Source organism: Lentzea sp. NPDC060358 (assembly GCF_042725365.1).
GTDB lineage: Bacteria > Actinomycetota > Actinomycetes > Mycobacteriales > Pseudonocardiaceae > Lentzea.
Map to the genome: position 1 here is coordinate 18,258 of NZ_JBHXCW010000012.1, position 16,634 is coordinate 34,891.

A 16,634-nucleotide genomic window follows, 5' to 3' on the forward strand; every position below is an offset into this window, starting at 1 on the left:
GACGAGGGGGTTCGCCCAATGGCCGACGAGTTCCACCCACCTGGCAAAGACGACATCCTCCTGCCGCCGATCTTCACCTGGCACGAGCCGTTCGGACTGCCGTTCGACCTCTCCGTGACCAAGCCGCAGGTCCTGCTGGTCCTGTCGGTGGTGATCGTGGTGACGTTCTTCCTGGCCACCACCAGGAAGATGAACGTCGTCCCGTCGCGCTGGCAGTTCGCCGCCGAGTCGGTCTACGACTTCGGCCGCAACACCATCGCGCGGGAGCAGATAGGCGCGAAGGAGTTCGCGCCGTACGTGCCGTTGATCGTCAGCATCTTCTGCTTCGTGCTCGTGAACAACCTCTACGGCCTCGTGCCGTTCGTGCAGTTCCCGACTTTCACGCACAGCGGGTTCCCCGCGGCCGTCGCGTTGCTGATCATCTTCCCGCTCTACCACTACGTGGGGATCCGGAAGTTCGGCCTGAAGGGCTACCTGCGCAACCAGTTCGTCATCCCGGACGTGCCGAAGCCGGTGCTGTGGGGTCTGCTGATCCCGACCGAGGTGATCCTGAAGTTCTTCTTCGACCCGGTGAACCTCGCGATCCGGGTGTTCGCGGCGATGTTCGCGGGCCACCTGCTGATCCTGGTGTTCACGCTCGGCAGCGAGTTCGTGCTCCTCCACGCGCCGGTGTACCTGAAACCGGTGTCGGTGCTGGGTTTCGGGCTCGCGATCGCGCTGTTCTTCCTCGAGGCGCTGGTGCAGGTGTTGCAGGCCTACATCTTCGCGCTGCTGTCGGCGCACTTCATCGGGCGGGCGCTCGCCGACCAGCACTGAGCGGTGGCGTCGAACCCGGGCTGTGCCTCGGACCAGGGATGCCGAGGCACAGCCCGTTCGCGCGGCACCTACGGGCGCTGGCACACCAGGTGCAGCGATTCCTCGGGCGTGGCGCCGGGGAAGGACGGGGTGAACACCGGCCGGCTCCTGCGCACGACCCGCAGGCCGACGTCCGCGAGGTGCTTCTCGAAGTTCTCCTCCGAGAACGACGACACCTCGATCTCCTGGCCCATCCAGGGCACGGTCACCTGTTCCACGTCGATCGGCACGGTGGCGAGGAAGAAGTGGCCGCCGGGCCGCAGCCAGGTCGCGATCTGGCCGAGCGCCCGGATGATCTCGGCCTGGGGCATCTGCAGCAGCGAGAAGACCGCGCAGACGACGTCCCAGGACCCCGCCGGCGACTCGAAGTCGCGGACGTCGATCTTGTGGAACGTGGCTTCGGGGACCTGGGTGGCCGCGATGTCGACCATCACCGGGGACACGTCGATGCCCGTGACCCTCATGCCCGCCTTGGCGAGCGTGCGCGCGACGGGAACGCCCGTGCCGCACCCGATGTCGAGCACCCGCGAGCCGGCGGCCTGGGTGGCGGCGAACCAGGCGAGGGTCCCGTGCAGCGCGGGCTGGTGCGACCACGCCCGCTGGTACTCCAGTCCGAGCGTGTCGAAGACCTCGGCCGCGTTCATCCCGCCCCCTCATTTCGGCCCAATCCACTTGAGTGAAGTGTGGAGAACCGCTCTGCACGGCTTCTGGATGGCTTCTGGACGATTCCTGACGGTAGGTTGCTACACGACTGCGGACAGCGACGAAGTGAGACGAGAAGTGCAGAACGAGTTGCGCGTCAGTCTGCTGGGCGCGCTCGCCGCGACGCTCGACGGCCAGGAGCTCGTGCTCGGGCCGCCGCGGCAGAGGGCCGTGCTGGCCGTCCTCGCGTTGCGCGCCAACCACGTGGTGTCCCGCAGCGAGCTGATCGACGCGGTCTGGGGCGACGAGCCGCCCGCGAGCGCCGACAACGGCATCCACACCTACGTCGCCGGTCTGCGGCGGCTGTTCGAGCCGGGACGGGCCTCGCGCGCGCCGAGTTCCGTGTTGCTGTCCACCGATTCCGGCTACCTGCTGAAGCTCCCGGCCGGCAGTTCCGACGCCGCGCTCTTCCGCGCACACCTGGACGAGGCGGGGCGGCTGCGCGACGCACCGGTGGAGGCGCTCGCCGCGTTCGACCTCGCTCTGGGGCTGTGGCGGGGGATCGCCCTGGACGGCGTGCCCGGTCCGTTCGCCGCGGTCGAACGCGCGCGCTTGGCCGAACTGCGACTCACGGCCGTGGAACAGCGTGCGGCGCTGATGCTGTCCGTCGGCCGTGACGCGGAGGTGGCGGCGGAGCTGACGACGTTGGTCAGCGCGCACCCGTTGCGGGAGAGGCTGCACGGGCTGCTGATGTCCGCGCTCTACCGCGGCGGCAGACAGGCGGAGGCGCTCGCCGTCTTCGCGGACCTGCGCCGGGTGCTCGTCGAGGAGCTCGGCATCGAGCCCGGCCCCGAACTGCGCCGCCTGCACGAGCAGCTGCTCGCGGGCCACCACGACCCGCAGCCAGAACCGGCCGCGCCCGTGCTCGTTCCCGTGCAGCTGCCGCCCGAGATCCGCGACTTCACCGGCCGGGCGAAGGAGCTCGCGAAGCTCGCCGAGGTCGTGCCGCACGACCACTCGCCCGCGCTCGTCGTGATCACCGGCACCGGCGGGGTCGGCAAGACCGCGCTGGCGGTCCGCTTCGCGCACCAGGTCGCCACCCGTTTCCCCGACGGCCAGCTGCACGTCGACCTGCGCGGGTTCGACGCGTCGGCGCCGCCGGTGCAGCCCGCCGCCGCCCTGCACCAGCTGCTGCAGAGCCTCGGCGTGCCGCCCGAGCGCATCCCGGAGGACCTGCCGGCGAAGACCGCGCTGTACCGCAGCGTGCTCGCGGGCAAGCGGGTGCTGGTGCTGCTCGACAACGCGCGGCTGGCCGAGCAGGTCCGCCCGCTGCTGCCGGGCCGCTCGTCGTCGATGGTGCTGGTGACCTCCCGCAACCACCTCGGCGGGCTCGTCGCGCGGGAGAGCGCGCACTCGGTGACGTTGTCGACGCTCACGCGCGACGAGGGGCTGGCGCTGCTGACGTCCGCGGTGGGCGGCGACCGCGTCGCCGCCGAACCGGAGGCGGCGGCGAAGCTCGTGGAGCTGTGCGGCCACCTGCCGCTGGCGGTGCGGATCGCCGCCGAACGCGTCGTGACGCGCCCGCACCTCACCCTGGCCGACCTCGCCGGTGACCTCGCGGACGAACGCGACCGGTTGAACCTGCTGGCGACGGGCGACGACGAGGACACGGCCGTGCGCGCGGCGTTCTCGTGGTCCTACCTCGCCCTCAAACCCGATGCCGCCAGGGCGTTCCGGCTCATCGGCCTGCATCCGGGCGCCGAGATCAGCCTGGACGCCGTCGCGGCGCTCGCGGGCGTGCCGGCGTCGCGGGCGCGGGCGTTGCTCGACGTGCTGGCGGGCGGGCACATGCTGGAGGAGGTCGCGCGCGGCCGGTTCCGCCTGCACGACCTGCTCCGCCTGTACGCCACGGAACTCAGCGCCACCGAGGAGTCGTCCGACGGCCGCGACGAGGCCGTGCAGCGCCTGCTGCGGTGGTGCCTCGACACCGCGAACGCGGCCGGGGCGACCATCGCGCCGCCGGACCACCCGGCGTTCCTGCTGCCGCCGCTGTCCACTCAGGACTTCGGCTCGCACGACGAGGCGTTCACCTGGTGCCGCACGGAGTCGTCGAACCTGCTGGCGGTAGCGCGGCTCGCCGAGGACGAGAACTCGCCGGCGGCGTGGCAGATCCCGCTCGCCCTGTGGAACTACTTCATCGTGTCGAGCGCTCTGGACGAGTGGACGCGCACGTACCGCATCGCCGAACGCACGGCCGCACGTGACGGCAACCAGGCAGCGCGCGCATGGGCGGTGCACGGCCAGGGGCTCGCGGCGTTCCGCGGACAGCGTTTCGCCGACGCGCTGGAACTGTTCGACCGCGCGCTGGCGATCCGGCGCGAGATCGGCGACCGCCTCGGCGCGGCGTGGAGCCTCACCGGCCTGGGCATGGCGTACGGCGGCCTGCGCCGGTTCGACCTGGCCGTCGAGCGCTTCGGCGAGGCGCTCGACCGGCACGCCGAGGTGGACTCGTGGTTCGGCGAGGGCGGCACGAGGCTGTTCCTGAGCGACATCCTGCGGCTGGCCGGGAGGCACGAGGAGTCGCTGGCGTCGGCGCGCAGAGCGCTCGAGGTGATGGACTCGCACGGTGCGGTGCACGCCAAGGCGATGGCGTTGGTGAGCATCGGCTGGGCGCGCCTGAAGCTCGGCGAACGGGTCGAGGCGCGCGACTCGTTCCGTGAAGCGGTCGGCTTCCTGCGCGTGCTGGGCGACCGCAAGAGCCTCGCGGAGGCGTTGCACGGCGTGGGGGAGTCGAGCGTCGGGCAGCCGGAGGTGGCGCGGACGCACCTGCTGGAAGCGCTGACGATCTACGAGGACTACGACCACCCGCTCATACCGGAGGTGCGGGCGCGGCTGCACGAGCTGTCCTAAGGGACATCCCGGATGTGCCAGCCGCAATAGGTAGCCAAGCTACATGTCATGCAGAAGCGCGCACGAACCCTGTTGGTGTGGTTGCACGTCATCACGTCCGTCGGCTGGATGAGCCAGGCCGTCGCGTTGCTGGCGCTGCTGCTGTACGGCATGAAGACGGGCGATGTGAAGGCGTTCGAGATGGCGCGCTTCCTCGACCACCGGGTGCTGGCGGTCATGGCGAACGTCAGCGCGTTCAGCGGCATGATGCTGAGCGCGACGACTCCGTGGGGCTACTTCCGGCACTGGTGGGTGCTCGCGAAGTTCGTGATCACCGTCGTGCAGCTCTACGTCGGCATCTTCATCCTCAGCGGCAACCTCGAAGCGGCCGCGCAGGGCCACGTCACGGCCTGGATGCCGGTGGGGACGTCGCTCATGATCGGCGCGATCGCCTTCCAGGCCTGGATGAGCGTCGCCAAGCCGTGGGGCCGCACGCCGTGGGCCGATCCCAAGGTGAAGCTGCCCACGGCGGGCACGGCGATGTTCGTGGTGGCCCTGGTCGTTCCCGCCGCGGACTTCGCGGTGAGCCTTTACAGCGGCGGCCCGAGGCCGTTGTTCATGCTGGTGACGGTGATCGCCTGCTCGATCACACGGGTCGCCAGGGGGAGGAACCGGTCGTCGGCCGCGTCGGGTCGTGGAACGCCGGCAGGTCCGGTTCGTCCAGGCGCAACGGCACCAGGTTCTCGGTGATGGCGAGCATGATCCGCTCGTGCGCGCGGCGGGCGTCGCCCATCGTGTCGGCCCGCAGGTCCGACAGCTCCACCGGCTTGCCGAAGTGGACCTTGAACGTCGGCCGCCTGCGGACCGCGCGCAGCCACGACACCAGGTACGGCTTGACGTCCTTCCAGCCGCTGACACCGAGGTTGCCCCAGTAGACGGCCTCGTGCGCGCCCCACTGGCTGATCGGGACCACCGGGATGCCACCGCCGAGCGCCATGCGGGCGACACCGGTCTTGCCGCGCTCCGGCCACATGCCGGGGTCGAGGGTGATCTTGCCCTCGGGGTACACGGCGATCGGGTCGCCGCCCTTGCTCAGCGCCTCGACGGCCCGGTGCATCGCCTCGCCGACGTTGGCCGACCTGCGGTCGACGCGCAGGTGACCGCACGCCTTGAGAGCGGGCCCCAGGACCGGCGCGTCGAGCAGGCCGCCCGCGAGCATGAAGCGCGGGTGGACGCCGACCTTGTGGCAGGCCGCGATGAGCACCATCGGGTCGAGGTTGCCGATGTGGTTGGACGCCAGCAGCAACGGCTTGCCGACGAGCTCCGGCGGGATGTCGCCCGAGACCTCGAGCTTGCCGGTCAGCGCGATCAGGCCCCGGTCGACCACCATGAGCACGCGCCAGAAGAGCGGTGTGGACACGCGGGGCAGCGTACGGCGTGTCGTGCGGACACCGTGCACGATCGGGGGAACCATGGGGTTTCGGGCGCGTCCCGGTTGCAATCGGGGCTGGTGAGGCGCAAGGGACTACCTTGTACCCATGGCCGGGCGTACAGGGACTTCGAGAAAGACCACGTCACGCGGCAAAGCACCAGCAAAGCCGCGCGCGCGTTCCACTGCTGCCAGAAAGCCCGCACCGCGCAGGGGCGGCGGCGTGGTGAGCGCCCTGTGGGGTGGACTGGGCCGCGGCGTCGGCAGCGTGGTCCGCGCGATCACCGGCACCAAGGGGCTGGAGCCCGAACACCGGCGTGACGGCATCGGCCTGTTCCTGATCGCGCTCGCGTTCATCACCGGTGCGGGCGTGTGGTGGCAGGCGGGCGGCCCGGTCGGCCAGTGGGTCGACGTCGCCGTGCGCAGCTCCGTCGGGTTCCCGGCGGTGATCGTCCCGGTCGTGCTGCTCGGCATCGGCGTGACGCTGATGCGCACGGACTCCAAGCCCGAGGAGCGGTTCCGGCTCGTCGTCGGCGGTGTGCTGATGACCGTCGGCGTGCTCGGCATGTTCCACCTGATCGGTGGCCTGCCGATGGACCCGGTGCTGCGCCGCGACGCGGGCGGGGCGCTGGGGTACCTCGCCGGCGGGTTCCTCGCGCAGGGCCTCACGCCGTGGGTCGCGGGCCCGCTGCTCCTGCTGATCTTCGTCTTCGGCCTGCTGTGCGTGCTGCACTGGCCGGTTCGTGAAGTGCCGCAACGACTTCGCGCCCTCGTGCACCGCGAGAGCTCCGCCGAGCCCTTCGGGGAGGAGGAGCCGGTCGAGGAGGAGCCGAAGCCGGCCCGCCTGCGCCGCCCGTCCCGCCGCCGCCAGGCCGCGGAGACCGCCGCCGAGGAGGAGCCGCAGGCCGAGCTCCCGCTGGAGGAGCCGGAGCCCGTCGTCGCGAGGCCTCCCGTGCAGCGGGAGAAGAAGACCGCCGCAGCCGCCGCTGCCGCCGCCCCGGCCATGGCGGTGCGCGCGGTCGAGGGCGACTACCAGCTGCCGCCGCCCACGATCCTCAAGGACGGCGACGCGCCGAAGGCCCGCAGCAAGGCCAACGACCAGATGATCGAGGCCATCACCGGTGTGCTGGACCAGTTCTCGATCGACGCCCAGGTCACCGGCTTCACCCGCGGCCCGACGGTCACCCGCTACGAGGTCGAGCTCGGCCCCGGCGTGAAGGTCGAGAAGATCACCGCGCTGACCAAGAACATCGCCTACGCCGTCGCCACCGACAACGTCCGCCTGCTCGCGCCGATCCCCGGCAAGTCCGCGGTCGGCATCGAGGTGCCCAACAGCGACCGCGAGATGGTGCGCCTGGGCGACGTGCTGCGCTCGCCGTCGACGCTCAAGGACACGCACCCGATGGTGGTGGGCCTGGGCAAGGACATCGAGGGCCACATGGTCACCGCGAACCTGACGAAGATGCCGCACCTGCTCGTCGCGGGCTCCACGGGTTCCGGCAAGTCGTCGTTCGTGAACTCCATGCTGGTGTCGCTGCTCGCCCGCGCGACGCCGGACGAGGTCCGGATGATCCTGATCGACCCGAAGATGGTCGAGCTCACCCCGTACGAGGGAATCCCGCACCTGATCACGCCGATCATCACGCAGCCGAAGAAGGCCGCGGCGGCGCTGGCGTGGCTCGTGGAGGAGATGGAGCAGCGCTACCAGGACATGCAGGTCAACCGGGTGCGCCACATCGACGACTTCAACCGCAAGGTGAAGTCCGGTGAGATCACCGCACCGCCCGGCTCCGAACGCGAGTACCGCCCGTACCCGTACATCATGGCGATCGTCGACGAGCTGGCCGACCTGATGATGACCGCGCCGCGCGACGTCGAGGACGCGATCGTCCGCATCACGCAGAAGGCCCGTGCCGCCGGCATCCACCTGGTGCTGGCGACGCAGCGCCCGTCCGTCGACGTCGTCACCGGTCTGATCAAGACCAACGTGCCGTCCCGCCTGGCGTTCGCGACCTCGTCGCTGACGGACTCGCGGGTCATCCTCGACCAGCCCGGCGCCGAGAAGCTGATCGGCATGGGCGACGGCCTGTACCTGCCGATGGGCGCGGGCAAGCCGGTGCGCATCCAGGGTGCGTTCGTCGGCGACGAGGAGATCTCGCAGATCGTCGACTTCACCAAGAACCAGGCGCAGCCGGAGTACACCGACGGCGTCACGTCGCAGAAGGCGGGCGAGAAGAAGGAGATCGACGCCGACATCGGCGACGACCTCGAGCTGCTGGTGCAGGCGACCGAGCTGATCGTGACGTCGCAGTTCGGCTCGACGTCGATGCTGCAGCGCAAGCTGCGGGTCGGGTTCGCGAAGGCCGGGCGCCTGATGGACCTGCTGGAGACGCGCGGCGTGGTCGGCCCGTCGGAGGGGTCGAAGGCGCGCGAGGTGCTGATCAAGCCGGACGAGCTGGAGTCGGTGATCTACCTGATGCGCGGCGGCGGTCCCGGCGAGGACGAATAGCCGCCTGGTCCGGCCGGTCCCGACGCTGACGCAGGGGTCCCCCCGAACCGGGAACCCCTGCGTTTCACCGTACTCACCGGGTCTGACAGTTTCTCGCGGTCAGTCCGGCGGGCCCTGCCAGCGCCAGCCGGTCTGCGGTTCGCGGCCCGGCAGCTCGGCGCGGTTCGTGGCCCACAGCAGGCCGGTCCACGGGTCCACGTCCAGGTCTTCGTGCGGGAACATCCGCGTGAGCACGCGGGCGCACACGTCGCGCGGCGGGTCGAGCGCCAGGCCGAGGCCGCGGGCGATGTCCTCGCCGTGCACCAGCACCTCGACGCACCCCATGCCGGCGAAGTGGGCCGGGCCCGCGACGCCGGTGGGGTGGTAGGCGCGGGCGGACGGCGCCGTCGTCCGCACCACCGAGGAGAGGACGCGGCCGCCGGTCACCGCGAACTCCAGCACCTCGGCCGGGCTCGCGTCCTTCTCCGCCACCGCGAGGAAGCGCACGTAGCGGTCGGCGGGCCGGGCGACGAGCTGTGCCGCATAGGACAGCAGGCAGTCGCCGATGTGCTCCGCGGTGTCCCGGCCGGTCCACTCACCGGTGCCGGGCGAGGTGGCCCAGTCCCGGCCGGTCGCCTGGCCGAGTACGCCGGCCAGGCACGACACGGCCGCGTCGAGGTCGTCAGCGGTCACCGTCACCGCGGCAGGATAGTCAGGCGCTCACCGCACTCCTGCCTGCCGCATGATCGCCGCAGTCGACGAGCCGCTGCCGCCGAACTGGCGCACCGCCGCGTAGTAGATGTCCGCGGTCCGCTTGCACGTCCAGTTGCTGCCGCACTGGTGGTACATGTCGCTCTTGAAGTTGTCGTCGATGCGCAGCCGGTTCGCCTCGGAGAACCGCGTCTGCCGCTTGAAGTTGCGGTAGCCGAAGTCGTGGCGGTGGCAGGCCGGCAGGAACTTGAAGCCGAACGGGTTGTCCGGCGAGTACGAGCAGCCGTCGGACGACCAGTCGAGCTGGTCGGCGTAGGGCTGCTGGGCGCGCAGTGTCGTGAACTGGCTGAGGGACTTCGAGAACAGGTAGTCGTCGGTCACCGCGACGGCGTCCACGGCGTGCGCCGGGGTGCCGGTGAAGAGCAGGGACAGGGTGGCCGCGGCACCCACGAACGCCGAGCGCAGGGTCTTCGACATGGCGAGCTCCTCGGTGTGAGCAGGGTCTCGCCCAGTTGTAGCCGGTGATCGATTGCCACCGGTAGACACGATCCGGTGAACGTCAGGTGAGGACGCGGCCGCACGCGATCGCCGTGGCCACGCGCAGGTCGCGCGGCAGGCCCAGCGCGTGCAGCACCTCGTTGTCCGCGACTCCGCCGAGCAGGTACCCGCCCAGCCCCTGCTCCGCGAGGCGCAGGCAGATGCTCTGCGCGGCGGCACCGGCCTCGACCAGGCCGAAGCGGCCCGCGCGTTCGCCGTACTTCTCGAACGCCTCCGCGTCCGCCAGCACCAGCACGATCGTCAGCGGTGGCACCGACGGCGTCCCGAGGACCTCGGCGAGGTCTTCCGGGGCCGGGCCGATGTCCTGCAGGGCGTGGCGGCGGATGTCGTACCGGACCGCGCGGCCGGCGAAGAACGCGTAGCAGCGCAACGACTGCAGCCCGCCCGCGGACGGGTAGCTGGTGTCCGTCAGGGCGCCGAGAACCGCGCCGAGCTGCTTGTCCGTCAACGGTTTCGGCGCGAACTCGCGGGTGCTGCGGCGCGCCCGGAACAGCTTCTGCAGCCGGTCGCCCGGCCTGGGCAGCGCGACGGGCGGCGACGGCAGCTCCAGCGGGTCGACCAGCGGCGGCTGAGGGCGGAAGTCGCGCAGCCGGTCGCCGAGGCGGCGCCGGTGCAGCGGGGAGAACCGGCTGGCGGCCCAGAAGTCGTCGAACATCGGCGTCACCCCAGCGGATGCGGTGCGGGATTCGGGAACACGCCCGGCGAGGCGTGCGGGTAGCGCCAGTCCAGTTCCCGGGCGCGGCCGCCGAGGTGCGGCCAGCGGTGGTCCGCGTGCAGCGGCGCGAGGTCGGGGGACAGGGCGCGGACGCAGTGCAGGCCGACCGCGGACAGCTCCGGCGTGGTCAGCTCGCGGTAGGCGAGCCGGAGGCCGGCGTCGTCCAGCGCGTGCACGAGCTCGGTCAGTTCCGCCGCGGTGCCCGTGGCCCCGGCATCGCGCGGCGGGTCCGCCTCGGAACCGGAGAACCACGGCAGCGCGTCCCACCGCGCAGGGTGCGTCGCGTGGTGGACGGCGTGCAGGTCGAAGTCGGTGGGTTCCCCGGCGGGCCGGTCGCCGTTGCGCGCCAGCCACACCTCGATGAACACCGTGCCCTGCACCCACTCCTCGTACGCCTTGCGCACGGCGTCCCCGACCGTCGCGCGGCAGGCGAGCCCCAGCGTCGGGCGTGGCCTGCCGGCGATCGGCAGCGACCCCGCGACGGCGACCACCGGGTGCGGGCTGTAGGCGGGGGTGAGGTCGAACGCCTCGACTCCGCCGGGCAGGTCCGCGGCGAACCGCGGCGGGGCGAGGGAGTGCAGCCAGGTGGTGGTGAACGCGTCGCGCTCGACCAGTTCCTGCACCGCCCTCAGCAGAGCGCTGGTCGCCGACGGTCCCGCGGCGAGGCCGGACGACGTCGTGGGCAGGCCGTAGGACGCGTCCAGCCCCACCAGACCGGCGGGCACGCGGACGGGTTCGTTGGCGGGCAACGTCCACGCCCACGTGTACGGGGTGTCGACGTACCCCTTGCGGTAGCGGTGACCCGGGGCCACGCGCTGCTCGACCGTGTGCAGGCTGAAGTGCTCCAGCGGCCAGCACGGCCCGTCGGTCGCGATCTCCAGCCGCGCTCGCGCGGCGGCGTGGCGTTCCAGCGCCTCGGCGATCGCCGCGACCTTCGACGTGCCCCCGGAGGTGCCGCCGGTGGCGAACGGTTCCGGCACCGCCGCCCAGCCCTCGACGTCTACATCGGACAGACTGCGCGGCACGGGGTGCAGCCGCGACACCACGCCCTGCCGCCACCCGACCGCGCGCTCGGCCAGCGCTTCCGCGACGGTCCTCATCGCCGCGCCCGGTTGCGCCGGAAGATCCAGAACCCGAGCGCGAGCGCGCCTCCGAGGTACAGCACGGCACCGGTCACCGCCGCCACGTCACCCAGCTGCGCGATGCCGCCCAGAAGGGGCAACGCGACGAACGGCTCGACGCACCACAGCAGCACCCAGCCCAGCAGCCGGACCACGCTCGCCCACGGCTTCGGTGAGCGCGCGAGGAACCCGGAGGCGACCGCCCAGCCCAGCGCGGCCGCGGCGGCACCGGCCCACCAGCCCCGGTGCAGGTCCAGGACCGCGCCGTCGGCGACGAACGGTGACACCAGCACGAGCAGCGGGAAGATCGCGGCGGGCAGCACGAGCGCGCCGCGGGGTTTCGGCAGTTCCGCGGTGTCTCGGCGCAACGCGACCGGGATCTGCACGGCCGCGCCGACCGAGGAAACCGCGCAGCAGCAACAACAGCAGCAACAGGTGGGCGTCGCGGCGCTGGTCGCCGCCGCACCGGGTGAGAACTGGTCAGGTAACCGGACTGCCGTCGCGTTCATGGTTCCCCCAAGGAAGTGAGACGCGCCCGAACTCGACCGTCGGGCAGATGTCGCACCCGGCCGCCGGCAGCACGCTCTCCCGCGTCGTCGTGAACTCGTCGAGGTGGACGGTCACGACCGTGTCGAGCAGCGCCAGTGATCCGGTGCGGATGTTCTGGACCGCTTGCAGAGCAAGGGAAATCGGGAAGTCGAAGGCCAGTGCGCCGGGGATCGGGGGAGGAGGCGGGTCGCCCCACCGCCGTCCCGCCCGCACCGCGAGGCACCCGAGGCAGGCGCCGCCACCCGGCACCACGAAGGGCCCGATCGCGGCGGTGTGGTGGTAGGCGAGGTCCAGCAGCAGGTGCGGGACTCGCGTCTCGCGCGCCACCTCGACCAGGTCGAGCAACGTCCCGGTCGTGCGCACGACGAGCAGCAGGTCCGGCTCGTCGTCGTGCGGCAGCCGCTCCACCAGCCCGGCGGGCGCCCGGCCGACGACGCGCGTGCCGACCTTCACCGGCTTCCCGTCGCCCGCGGGCGGCAGCCCCGCCGGCCGGAGCGCGCCCAGGGTCCTGAGCTGGGCCACGTGCCGGCGCACCGGTTCCCCCAACCGGCTCTCGTCGACCGTGCGCGCCACTCCCCGCAGCTCCGGCTCGAACAGCCCCGCCAGTGCCACGGCCACCGCCCCGGGCAGGTCGGGGATCAGGTACACGAGATCCGCGCCCGCGTGGACGACGAGCCCCTCGTCCCTGATCTGGGCGCTCCACGCGGGGTCAGCGACCAGGCTCATCCTCGTCCCCCCTCTGCAGGAAGCTCGCGATCTCCTGCTCGCTCGGCAGGTCGCCCGCCGGGTCCACGATGTTCTCCGCGATCGGCGGCAGCGGCTGCTCGGCCCACGCGGGCTGGAAGTCGTCGCTGGGCAGCAGCCCGTGCCGCGACGCGAACTCCTCGGCCGCGTCGCGGATCGACTCCCGCAGCGTCCCCACGACCGCGGTCTCCGCGGTGTAGGTGAGCTCGACGAGCAGCGACCGCACGTTCTCCAGCTGGTTCTCGTCGCCCGCCTTGCGCGCGAGCTCCGGCCAGAACTGCCGCTCGAACAACCGCACGAAGTCCGCCGCCACCGCGTCGGTCGCCGTGCGCAGGCGCGTGAAGCTGTCCATGACGTCATCGCTGGGCACCCGCAGGCCGGCGAGCCTGCCGCCCGCCTCGAGTGCCCAGCGACGCGCGTGCGGCCAGCCGTACTTCCACCGCACCAAGCCCAACCGCATTGCCCGGAGGAGGAGTCGCGGTTGGACGTCTCCCATCGGAACGAGGTGGCGGATGTCGCGCACCTTGATCCGGACCCAGTCGTCGGGCCCCTCGGTCTCGCCCATGCCGAGCACCGCGGCGACCGACTCGCCCTTCTCGCGCGCCGAGATCAGCTCCGCGATCGCGGGCAGCGAGAACCCCCGCTGCTGCAACCGCTGGACCAGCGTCAGCCGCTCGACGTGCGAGGCGTCGTAGTACGCCACGCGCCCCTGCCGTCTCGGCGCGTGCAGCACACCCTTCGTCTGGTACATGCGAATGGTGCTGCTGGGCAGGCCGACGCGGGCGGCGAGCTCGTCGACGGTGAGCGATTCGGACACGCCCGTAGCTTCGCGCCACCCGGTTAGTCGAGTCAAGACTCTTCGAGTGATCACTCGAAGAGTTACAGCTCCAGGAGCATCCGGCTGTTGCCGAGCGTGTTGGGCTTCACGTAGCTGAGGTCGAGGAACTCGGCGACGCCCTCGTCGACCGACCGCATGATCTCCTCGTAGACCTCGGGGCTCACCGGCGTGCCCTCGATCTCCACGAACCCGTGCTTGCGGAAGAACCTGGTCTCGAACGTGAGGCAGAAGATGCGCGCGAGCTCGAGCTCGCGGGCCGTCGCGATGAGCTGGGCCACGATCCGGTGCCCGACACCCTTGCCGAGCGCGAGCGGCGACACCGCGACGCTGCGGATCTCGGCCAGGTCCTCCCACATGACGTGCAGGGCGCCGCAGCCGAGCAGCTCGCCGTCCTCCTCGGCCACCCAGAACTCCTGGACCGCCTCGTAGAGCGTGACCAGCGGTTTGGCCAGCAGGACCTTGCCCGCGTATCCGTCGATCAACGCCTTCATGGCGCGCACGTCGCTGGTGCGGGCGCGCCGCACGACTACCCCACTGGTCACAACCGTCAAGTATGGAGCGGGCGCCCGGGACGCCTGCGGGCAGAGGTCGCGGCGCGATTCAAACCCGCGGAGCGGAGCCGGTTACGCTGAGCACCGTGTCTTCTCCCACCACTCCGCGACGCGTGTCGCTGCTGACCCTGGGCTGCGCCCGCAACGAGGTCGACTCCGAAGAGCTCGCCGGGCGGCTCGGCGAGGGCGGCTGGGAGCTGGTGGACGAGGGCGCGGACGTCGTCGTCGTCAACACGTGCGGCTTCGTCGAGCAGGCGAAGAAGGACTCGGTCGACACGCTGCTCGCCGCGTCCGACACCGGCGCCAAGGTCGTCGCGGTCGGGTGCATGGCGGAGCGCTACGGCAAGGAGCTCGCGGACAGCCTCCCCGAGGCGGCCGCGGTCCTCGGGTTCGACCAGTACAACGACCTCGCCGAGCGGCTGCAGGACGTGCTGCACGGCAAGCCCGTCGAGTCGCACGTGCCGGTGGACCGCCGCACGCTGCTGCCCATCACGCCGGTGCAGCGGCAGGAGGCCAAGGACGCCGTGCAGGTGCCCGGCCACGGCTGGGGGCCGACCAAGACGCCCCGCAAGCGCCTCGACGACGCACCGGTGGCGCCCCTCAAGATCGCGTCCGGCTGCGACCGGCGGTGCAGCTTCTGCGCCATCCCGAGCTTCCGCGGCGCGTTCGTGTCGAGGCACCCGGACGAGATCGTCTCCGAGGCCATGTGGCTCGCCGAGAACGGCGTCAAGGAGCTGTTCCTCGTCAGCGAGAACTCCACCAGCTACGGCAAGGACCTGCCGCGCGAGCAGGGCGCCCTCGAGCAGCTGCTGCCGCGGCTCGCGTCCATCCCGGGCGTCGAGCGGGTCAGGGTCAGCTACCTGCAGCCGGCCGAGACCAAGCCGAGCCTGGTCGCCGCCATCGCGAAGACCGACAAGGTCGCGAACTACTTCGACATGTCGTTCCAGCACTCCAGCGAGCACGTGCTGCGCCGCATGCGCCGCTTCGGCGACACCGACAGCTTCCTCAAGCTCGTCTGGCAGATCCGCGAGCACGCGCCCGAGGCGGGCATCCGCAGCAACTTCATCGTCGGCTTCCCCGGTGAGACCGAGGCCGACCTGGCCGAGCTGGAGCGGTTCCTCACCGAGGCCCGCCTCGACGCCGTCGGCATCTTCGGCTACTCCGACGAGGACGGCACCGAGGCCGAGGACCTCGACGGCAAGCTCGACGCCGACACCATCGCCGAGCGGGTGCAGCGCATCGGCAACCTCGTCGAGGAGCTCACCAGCCAGCGCGCCGAGGACCGGGTCGGCACCGAGGTCACGGTGCTCGTCGAGACCGAGGAGGACGACGAGAACGACTGCGTCGGCCGCGCCGAGCACCAGGCTCCCGAGGTCGACGGCGAGTGCATCGTGCTGGAGGCCGAGGGGCTCAAGCGCGGCGACTTCGTGCGGTGCCGGGTGGTCGACTCCGAGGGCGTCGACCTGATCGTCGAGGTAATCCCGACATGACGGAGGCCAGGAAGGTCCCGCTGCTCAACGTCGCCAACGTCCTCACGATGGCGCGGCTGGCGCTCGTACCGGTCTTCCTGTTCTCCCTGTTCGAAGCGGGCGGCTTCGACACGACGTGGCGGCTCATCGCGTTCGCGATCTTCGCGGTGGCGAGCTTCACCGACCACATCGACGGCACGCTCGCCCGCAAGCACGGCCTGATCACCGACTTCGGCAAGATCGCCGACCCGATCGCGGACAAGGCGCTGACCGGGTCCGCGCTGGTGGGCCTCAGCATGCTCGACGTGCTGCCGTGGTGGATCACGATCACCATCGCCGTCCGCGAGGTCGCCATCACGCTGCTGCGCTTCTGGGTGATCCGCTACGGCGTGATCCCCGCGAGCCGCGGCGGCAAGGCCAAGACGCTGGCCCAGGTCATCGCGATCGGGCTGTTCGTGCTCCCGCAGAACGACGTGCTGGAGCTCATCGCGTGGGCGATCATGGCGCTCGCGCTCGTCCTCACCGTCGTGACGGGAATCGACTACGTCATCCGGGCGTTCAAGATGAAGGCGAGAGCAGGCAGGGCGGTGCTGTGACCGGCGTCGTCGAGCTGCTCCAGCAGAGGAACCAGACCGTCGCCACGGCCGAGTCGCTCACCGCGGGCCTGCTGTGCGCGACGATCGTCGACACACCGGGGGCGAGTGCCGTGGTCCGCGGTGGGTTGATCGTCTACGCGACCGAGCTCAAGCACGAGCTCGCGGGCGTGGATCAGCAGTTGCTCGACGAGCACGGTGCCGTGCACCCGGACGTCGCGGTCCAGCTGGCCGACGGCGCACGGGTGAGGTGCGGCGCGGACTGGGGTGTCGGGCTGACGGGAGTCGCCGGGCCCGGTCCGCAGGACGGGGTCGCTCCGGGCACGGTCCACATCGGCTTGAGCGGGCCTGGAGTGTCCACAGTGCGGACGATCACTGTGAGTGGCGACCGGACAGCGGTGCGTCTCACAGCCGTGGAAAAAGCGCTGGTCCTGCTCTCGGAATACTTGCTGATCACGCCGGACGGGAACAAACGGTGACCG

General features: G+C 71.3%; 17 protein-coding genes. 7 read left to right on the forward strand and 10 right to left on the reverse strand.

Annotated features, from left to right (window positions below; translation table 11 throughout):
- Positions 1-18: 18 nt before the first annotated feature.
- The gene (gene atpB, locus ACFWGZ_RS04395; protein ID WP_382450034.1) at positions 19-816 is read left to right on the forward strand and encodes a F0F1 ATP synthase subunit A; all 798 of its coding nucleotides are present in this window, start codon (positions 19-21) and stop codon (positions 814-816) included.
- Positions 817-884: 68 nt separating this feature from the next.
- On the opposite strand, the gene ACFWGZ_RS04400 is transcribed toward atpB, so the two are convergent.
- Positions 885-1,499: a class I SAM-dependent methyltransferase gene (locus ACFWGZ_RS04400; RefSeq protein ID WP_382450035.1), complete on the reverse strand. Its 615-nt coding sequence runs from the start codon at positions 1,497-1,499 to the stop codon at positions 885-887.
- A gap of 124 nt (positions 1,500-1,623) precedes the next feature.
- Here ACFWGZ_RS04400 and ACFWGZ_RS04405 point away from each other — a divergent pair, with 124 nt between their 5' ends.
- Together ACFWGZ_RS04405 and ACFWGZ_RS04410 are read left to right on the forward strand one after the other, a co-directional pair.
- The gene (locus tag ACFWGZ_RS04405; RefSeq protein ID WP_382450036.1) at positions 1,624-4,407 is read left to right on the forward strand and encodes a BTAD domain-containing putative transcriptional regulator; all 2,784 of its coding nucleotides are present in this window, start codon (positions 1,624-1,626) and stop codon (positions 4,405-4,407) included.
- A 48-nt stretch (positions 4,408-4,455) separates the two neighbouring features.
- Positions 4,456-5,136: a hypothetical protein gene (locus tag ACFWGZ_RS04410; protein ID WP_382450037.1), complete on the forward strand. Its 681-nt coding sequence runs from the start codon at positions 4,456-4,458 to the stop codon at positions 5,134-5,136.
- Here the strand turns inward: ACFWGZ_RS04410 and ACFWGZ_RS04415 are convergent.
- A complete protein-coding gene (locus ACFWGZ_RS04415) occupies positions 5,033-5,806 on the reverse strand; it encodes a lysophospholipid acyltransferase family protein (protein ID WP_382450038.1) in 774 nt (257 codons plus the stop codon). The two genes, ACFWGZ_RS04410 and ACFWGZ_RS04415, sit on opposite strands and share 104 nt — an antisense overlap.
- A 118-nt stretch (positions 5,807-5,924) precedes the next feature.
- On the opposite strand from ACFWGZ_RS04415, the gene ACFWGZ_RS04420 reads away from it, so the two are divergent.
- The gene (locus ACFWGZ_RS04420) at positions 5,925-8,324 is read left to right on the forward strand and encodes a DNA translocase FtsK 4TM domain-containing protein (protein ID WP_382450039.1); all 2,400 of its coding nucleotides are present in this window, start codon (positions 5,925-5,927) and stop codon (positions 8,322-8,324) included.
- Positions 8,325-8,423: 99 nt separating this feature from the next.
- Here the strand turns inward: ACFWGZ_RS04420 and ACFWGZ_RS04425 are convergent, their stop codons facing one another.
- From ACFWGZ_RS04425 to ACFWGZ_RS04460, 8 genes are all read right to left on the reverse strand, one after another.
- On the reverse strand, positions 8,424-9,002 hold the full coding sequence (locus tag ACFWGZ_RS04425) for a maleylpyruvate isomerase family mycothiol-dependent enzyme (protein WP_382450040.1): 579 nt from the start codon (positions 9,000-9,002) through the stop codon (positions 8,424-8,426).
- Positions 9,003-9,023: 21 nt separating this feature from the next.
- Positions 9,024-9,491, reverse strand: a complete 468-nt coding sequence (locus ACFWGZ_RS04430; RefSeq protein WP_382450041.1) for a phospholipase — start codon at positions 9,489-9,491, stop codon at positions 9,024-9,026.
- Positions 9,492-9,573: 82 nt separating this feature from the next.
- On the reverse strand, positions 9,574-10,227 hold the full coding sequence (locus ACFWGZ_RS04435; RefSeq protein WP_382450042.1) for a nitroreductase family protein: 654 nt from the start codon (positions 10,225-10,227) through the stop codon (positions 9,574-9,576).
- A 5-nt stretch (positions 10,228-10,232) separates the two neighbouring features.
- A complete protein-coding gene (locus tag ACFWGZ_RS04440; RefSeq protein ID WP_382450043.1) occupies positions 10,233-11,387 on the reverse strand; it encodes a YcaO-like family protein in 1,155 nt (384 codons plus the stop codon).
- Entirely contained in the window at positions 11,384-11,794 is a 411-nt protein-coding gene (locus ACFWGZ_RS04445) for a hypothetical protein (protein WP_382450044.1), read from the reverse strand. Before ACFWGZ_RS04445 ends, ACFWGZ_RS04440 begins: the two co-directional genes overlap by 4 nt.
- Before the next feature lie 94 nt (positions 11,795-11,888).
- Positions 11,889-12,683: a hypothetical protein gene (locus ACFWGZ_RS04450; protein WP_382450045.1), complete on the reverse strand. Its 795-nt coding sequence runs from the start codon at positions 12,681-12,683 to the stop codon at positions 11,889-11,891.
- Positions 12,667-13,518, reverse strand: coding sequence for a MerR family transcriptional regulator (locus ACFWGZ_RS04455; RefSeq protein WP_382450046.1), 852 nt, complete (start codon positions 13,516-13,518; stop codon positions 12,667-12,669). Before ACFWGZ_RS04455 ends, ACFWGZ_RS04450 begins: the two co-directional genes overlap by 17 nt.
- Before the next feature lie 62 nt (positions 13,519-13,580).
- On the reverse strand, positions 13,581-14,081 hold the full coding sequence (locus ACFWGZ_RS04460; protein ID WP_382450047.1) for an amino-acid N-acetyltransferase: 501 nt from the start codon (positions 14,079-14,081) through the stop codon (positions 13,581-13,583).
- A 95-nt stretch (positions 14,082-14,176) separates the two neighbouring features.
- Here ACFWGZ_RS04460 and rimO point away from each other — a divergent pair, with 95 nt between their 5' ends.
- Genes rimO through ACFWGZ_RS04475 form a run of 3 tightly spaced genes read left to right on the forward strand, consistent with a single transcriptional unit; the run spans position 14,177 to position 16,631 of the window.
- Entirely contained in the window at positions 14,177-15,580 is a 1,404-nt protein-coding gene (gene rimO, locus ACFWGZ_RS04465; protein WP_382450048.1) for a 30S ribosomal protein S12 methylthiotransferase RimO, read from the forward strand.
- Positions 15,577-16,155: a CDP-diacylglycerol--glycerol-3-phosphate 3-phosphatidyltransferase gene (gene pgsA / locus ACFWGZ_RS04470; protein ID WP_382450049.1), complete on the forward strand. Its 579-nt coding sequence runs from the start codon at positions 15,577-15,579 to the stop codon at positions 16,153-16,155. The genes rimO and pgsA overlap by 4 nt, the downstream gene beginning before the upstream one ends.
- Entirely contained in the window at positions 16,152-16,631 is a 480-nt protein-coding gene (locus tag ACFWGZ_RS04475; RefSeq protein ID WP_382450050.1) for a CinA family protein, read from the forward strand. The genes pgsA and ACFWGZ_RS04475 overlap by 4 nt, the downstream gene beginning before the upstream one ends.
- The last annotated feature ends 3 nt before the right edge of the window (positions 16,632-16,634 follow it).

What these genes read in the sequence shown, in the direction of transcription:
- pgsA (WP_382450049.1), top strand. Translation starts at nt 15,577, where the DNA reads ATGACGGAGGCCAGGAAGGTCCCGCTGCTCAACGTCGCCAACGTCCTC.
- ACFWGZ_RS04420 (WP_382450039.1), top strand. Translation starts at nt 5,925, where the DNA reads ATGGCCGGGCGTACAGGGACTTCGAGAAAGACCACGTCACGCGGCAAA.
- ACFWGZ_RS04440 (WP_382450043.1), bottom strand. Translation starts at nt 11,387, where the DNA reads ATGAGGACCGTCGCGGAAGCGCTGGCCGAGCGCGCGGTCGGGTGGCGG.
- ACFWGZ_RS04430 (WP_382450041.1), bottom strand. Translation starts at nt 9,491, where the DNA reads ATGTCGAAGACCCTGCGCTCGGCGTTCGTGGGTGCCGCGGCCACCCTG.
- ACFWGZ_RS04400 (WP_382450035.1), bottom strand. Translation starts at nt 1,499, where the DNA reads ATGAACGCGGCCGAGGTCTTCGACACGCTCGGACTGGAGTACCAGCGG.
- atpB (WP_382450034.1), top strand. Translation starts at nt 19, where the DNA reads ATGGCCGACGAGTTCCACCCACCTGGCAAAGACGACATCCTCCTGCCG.
- ACFWGZ_RS04410 (WP_382450037.1), top strand. Translation starts at nt 4,456, where the DNA reads ATGCAGAAGCGCGCACGAACCCTGTTGGTGTGGTTGCACGTCATCACG.
- ACFWGZ_RS04450 (WP_382450045.1), bottom strand. Translation starts at nt 12,683, where the DNA reads ATGAGCCTGGTCGCTGACCCCGCGTGGAGCGCCCAGATCAGGGACGAG.
- ACFWGZ_RS04435 (WP_382450042.1), bottom strand. Translation starts at nt 10,227, where the DNA reads ATGTTCGACGACTTCTGGGCCGCCAGCCGGTTCTCCCCGCTGCACCGG.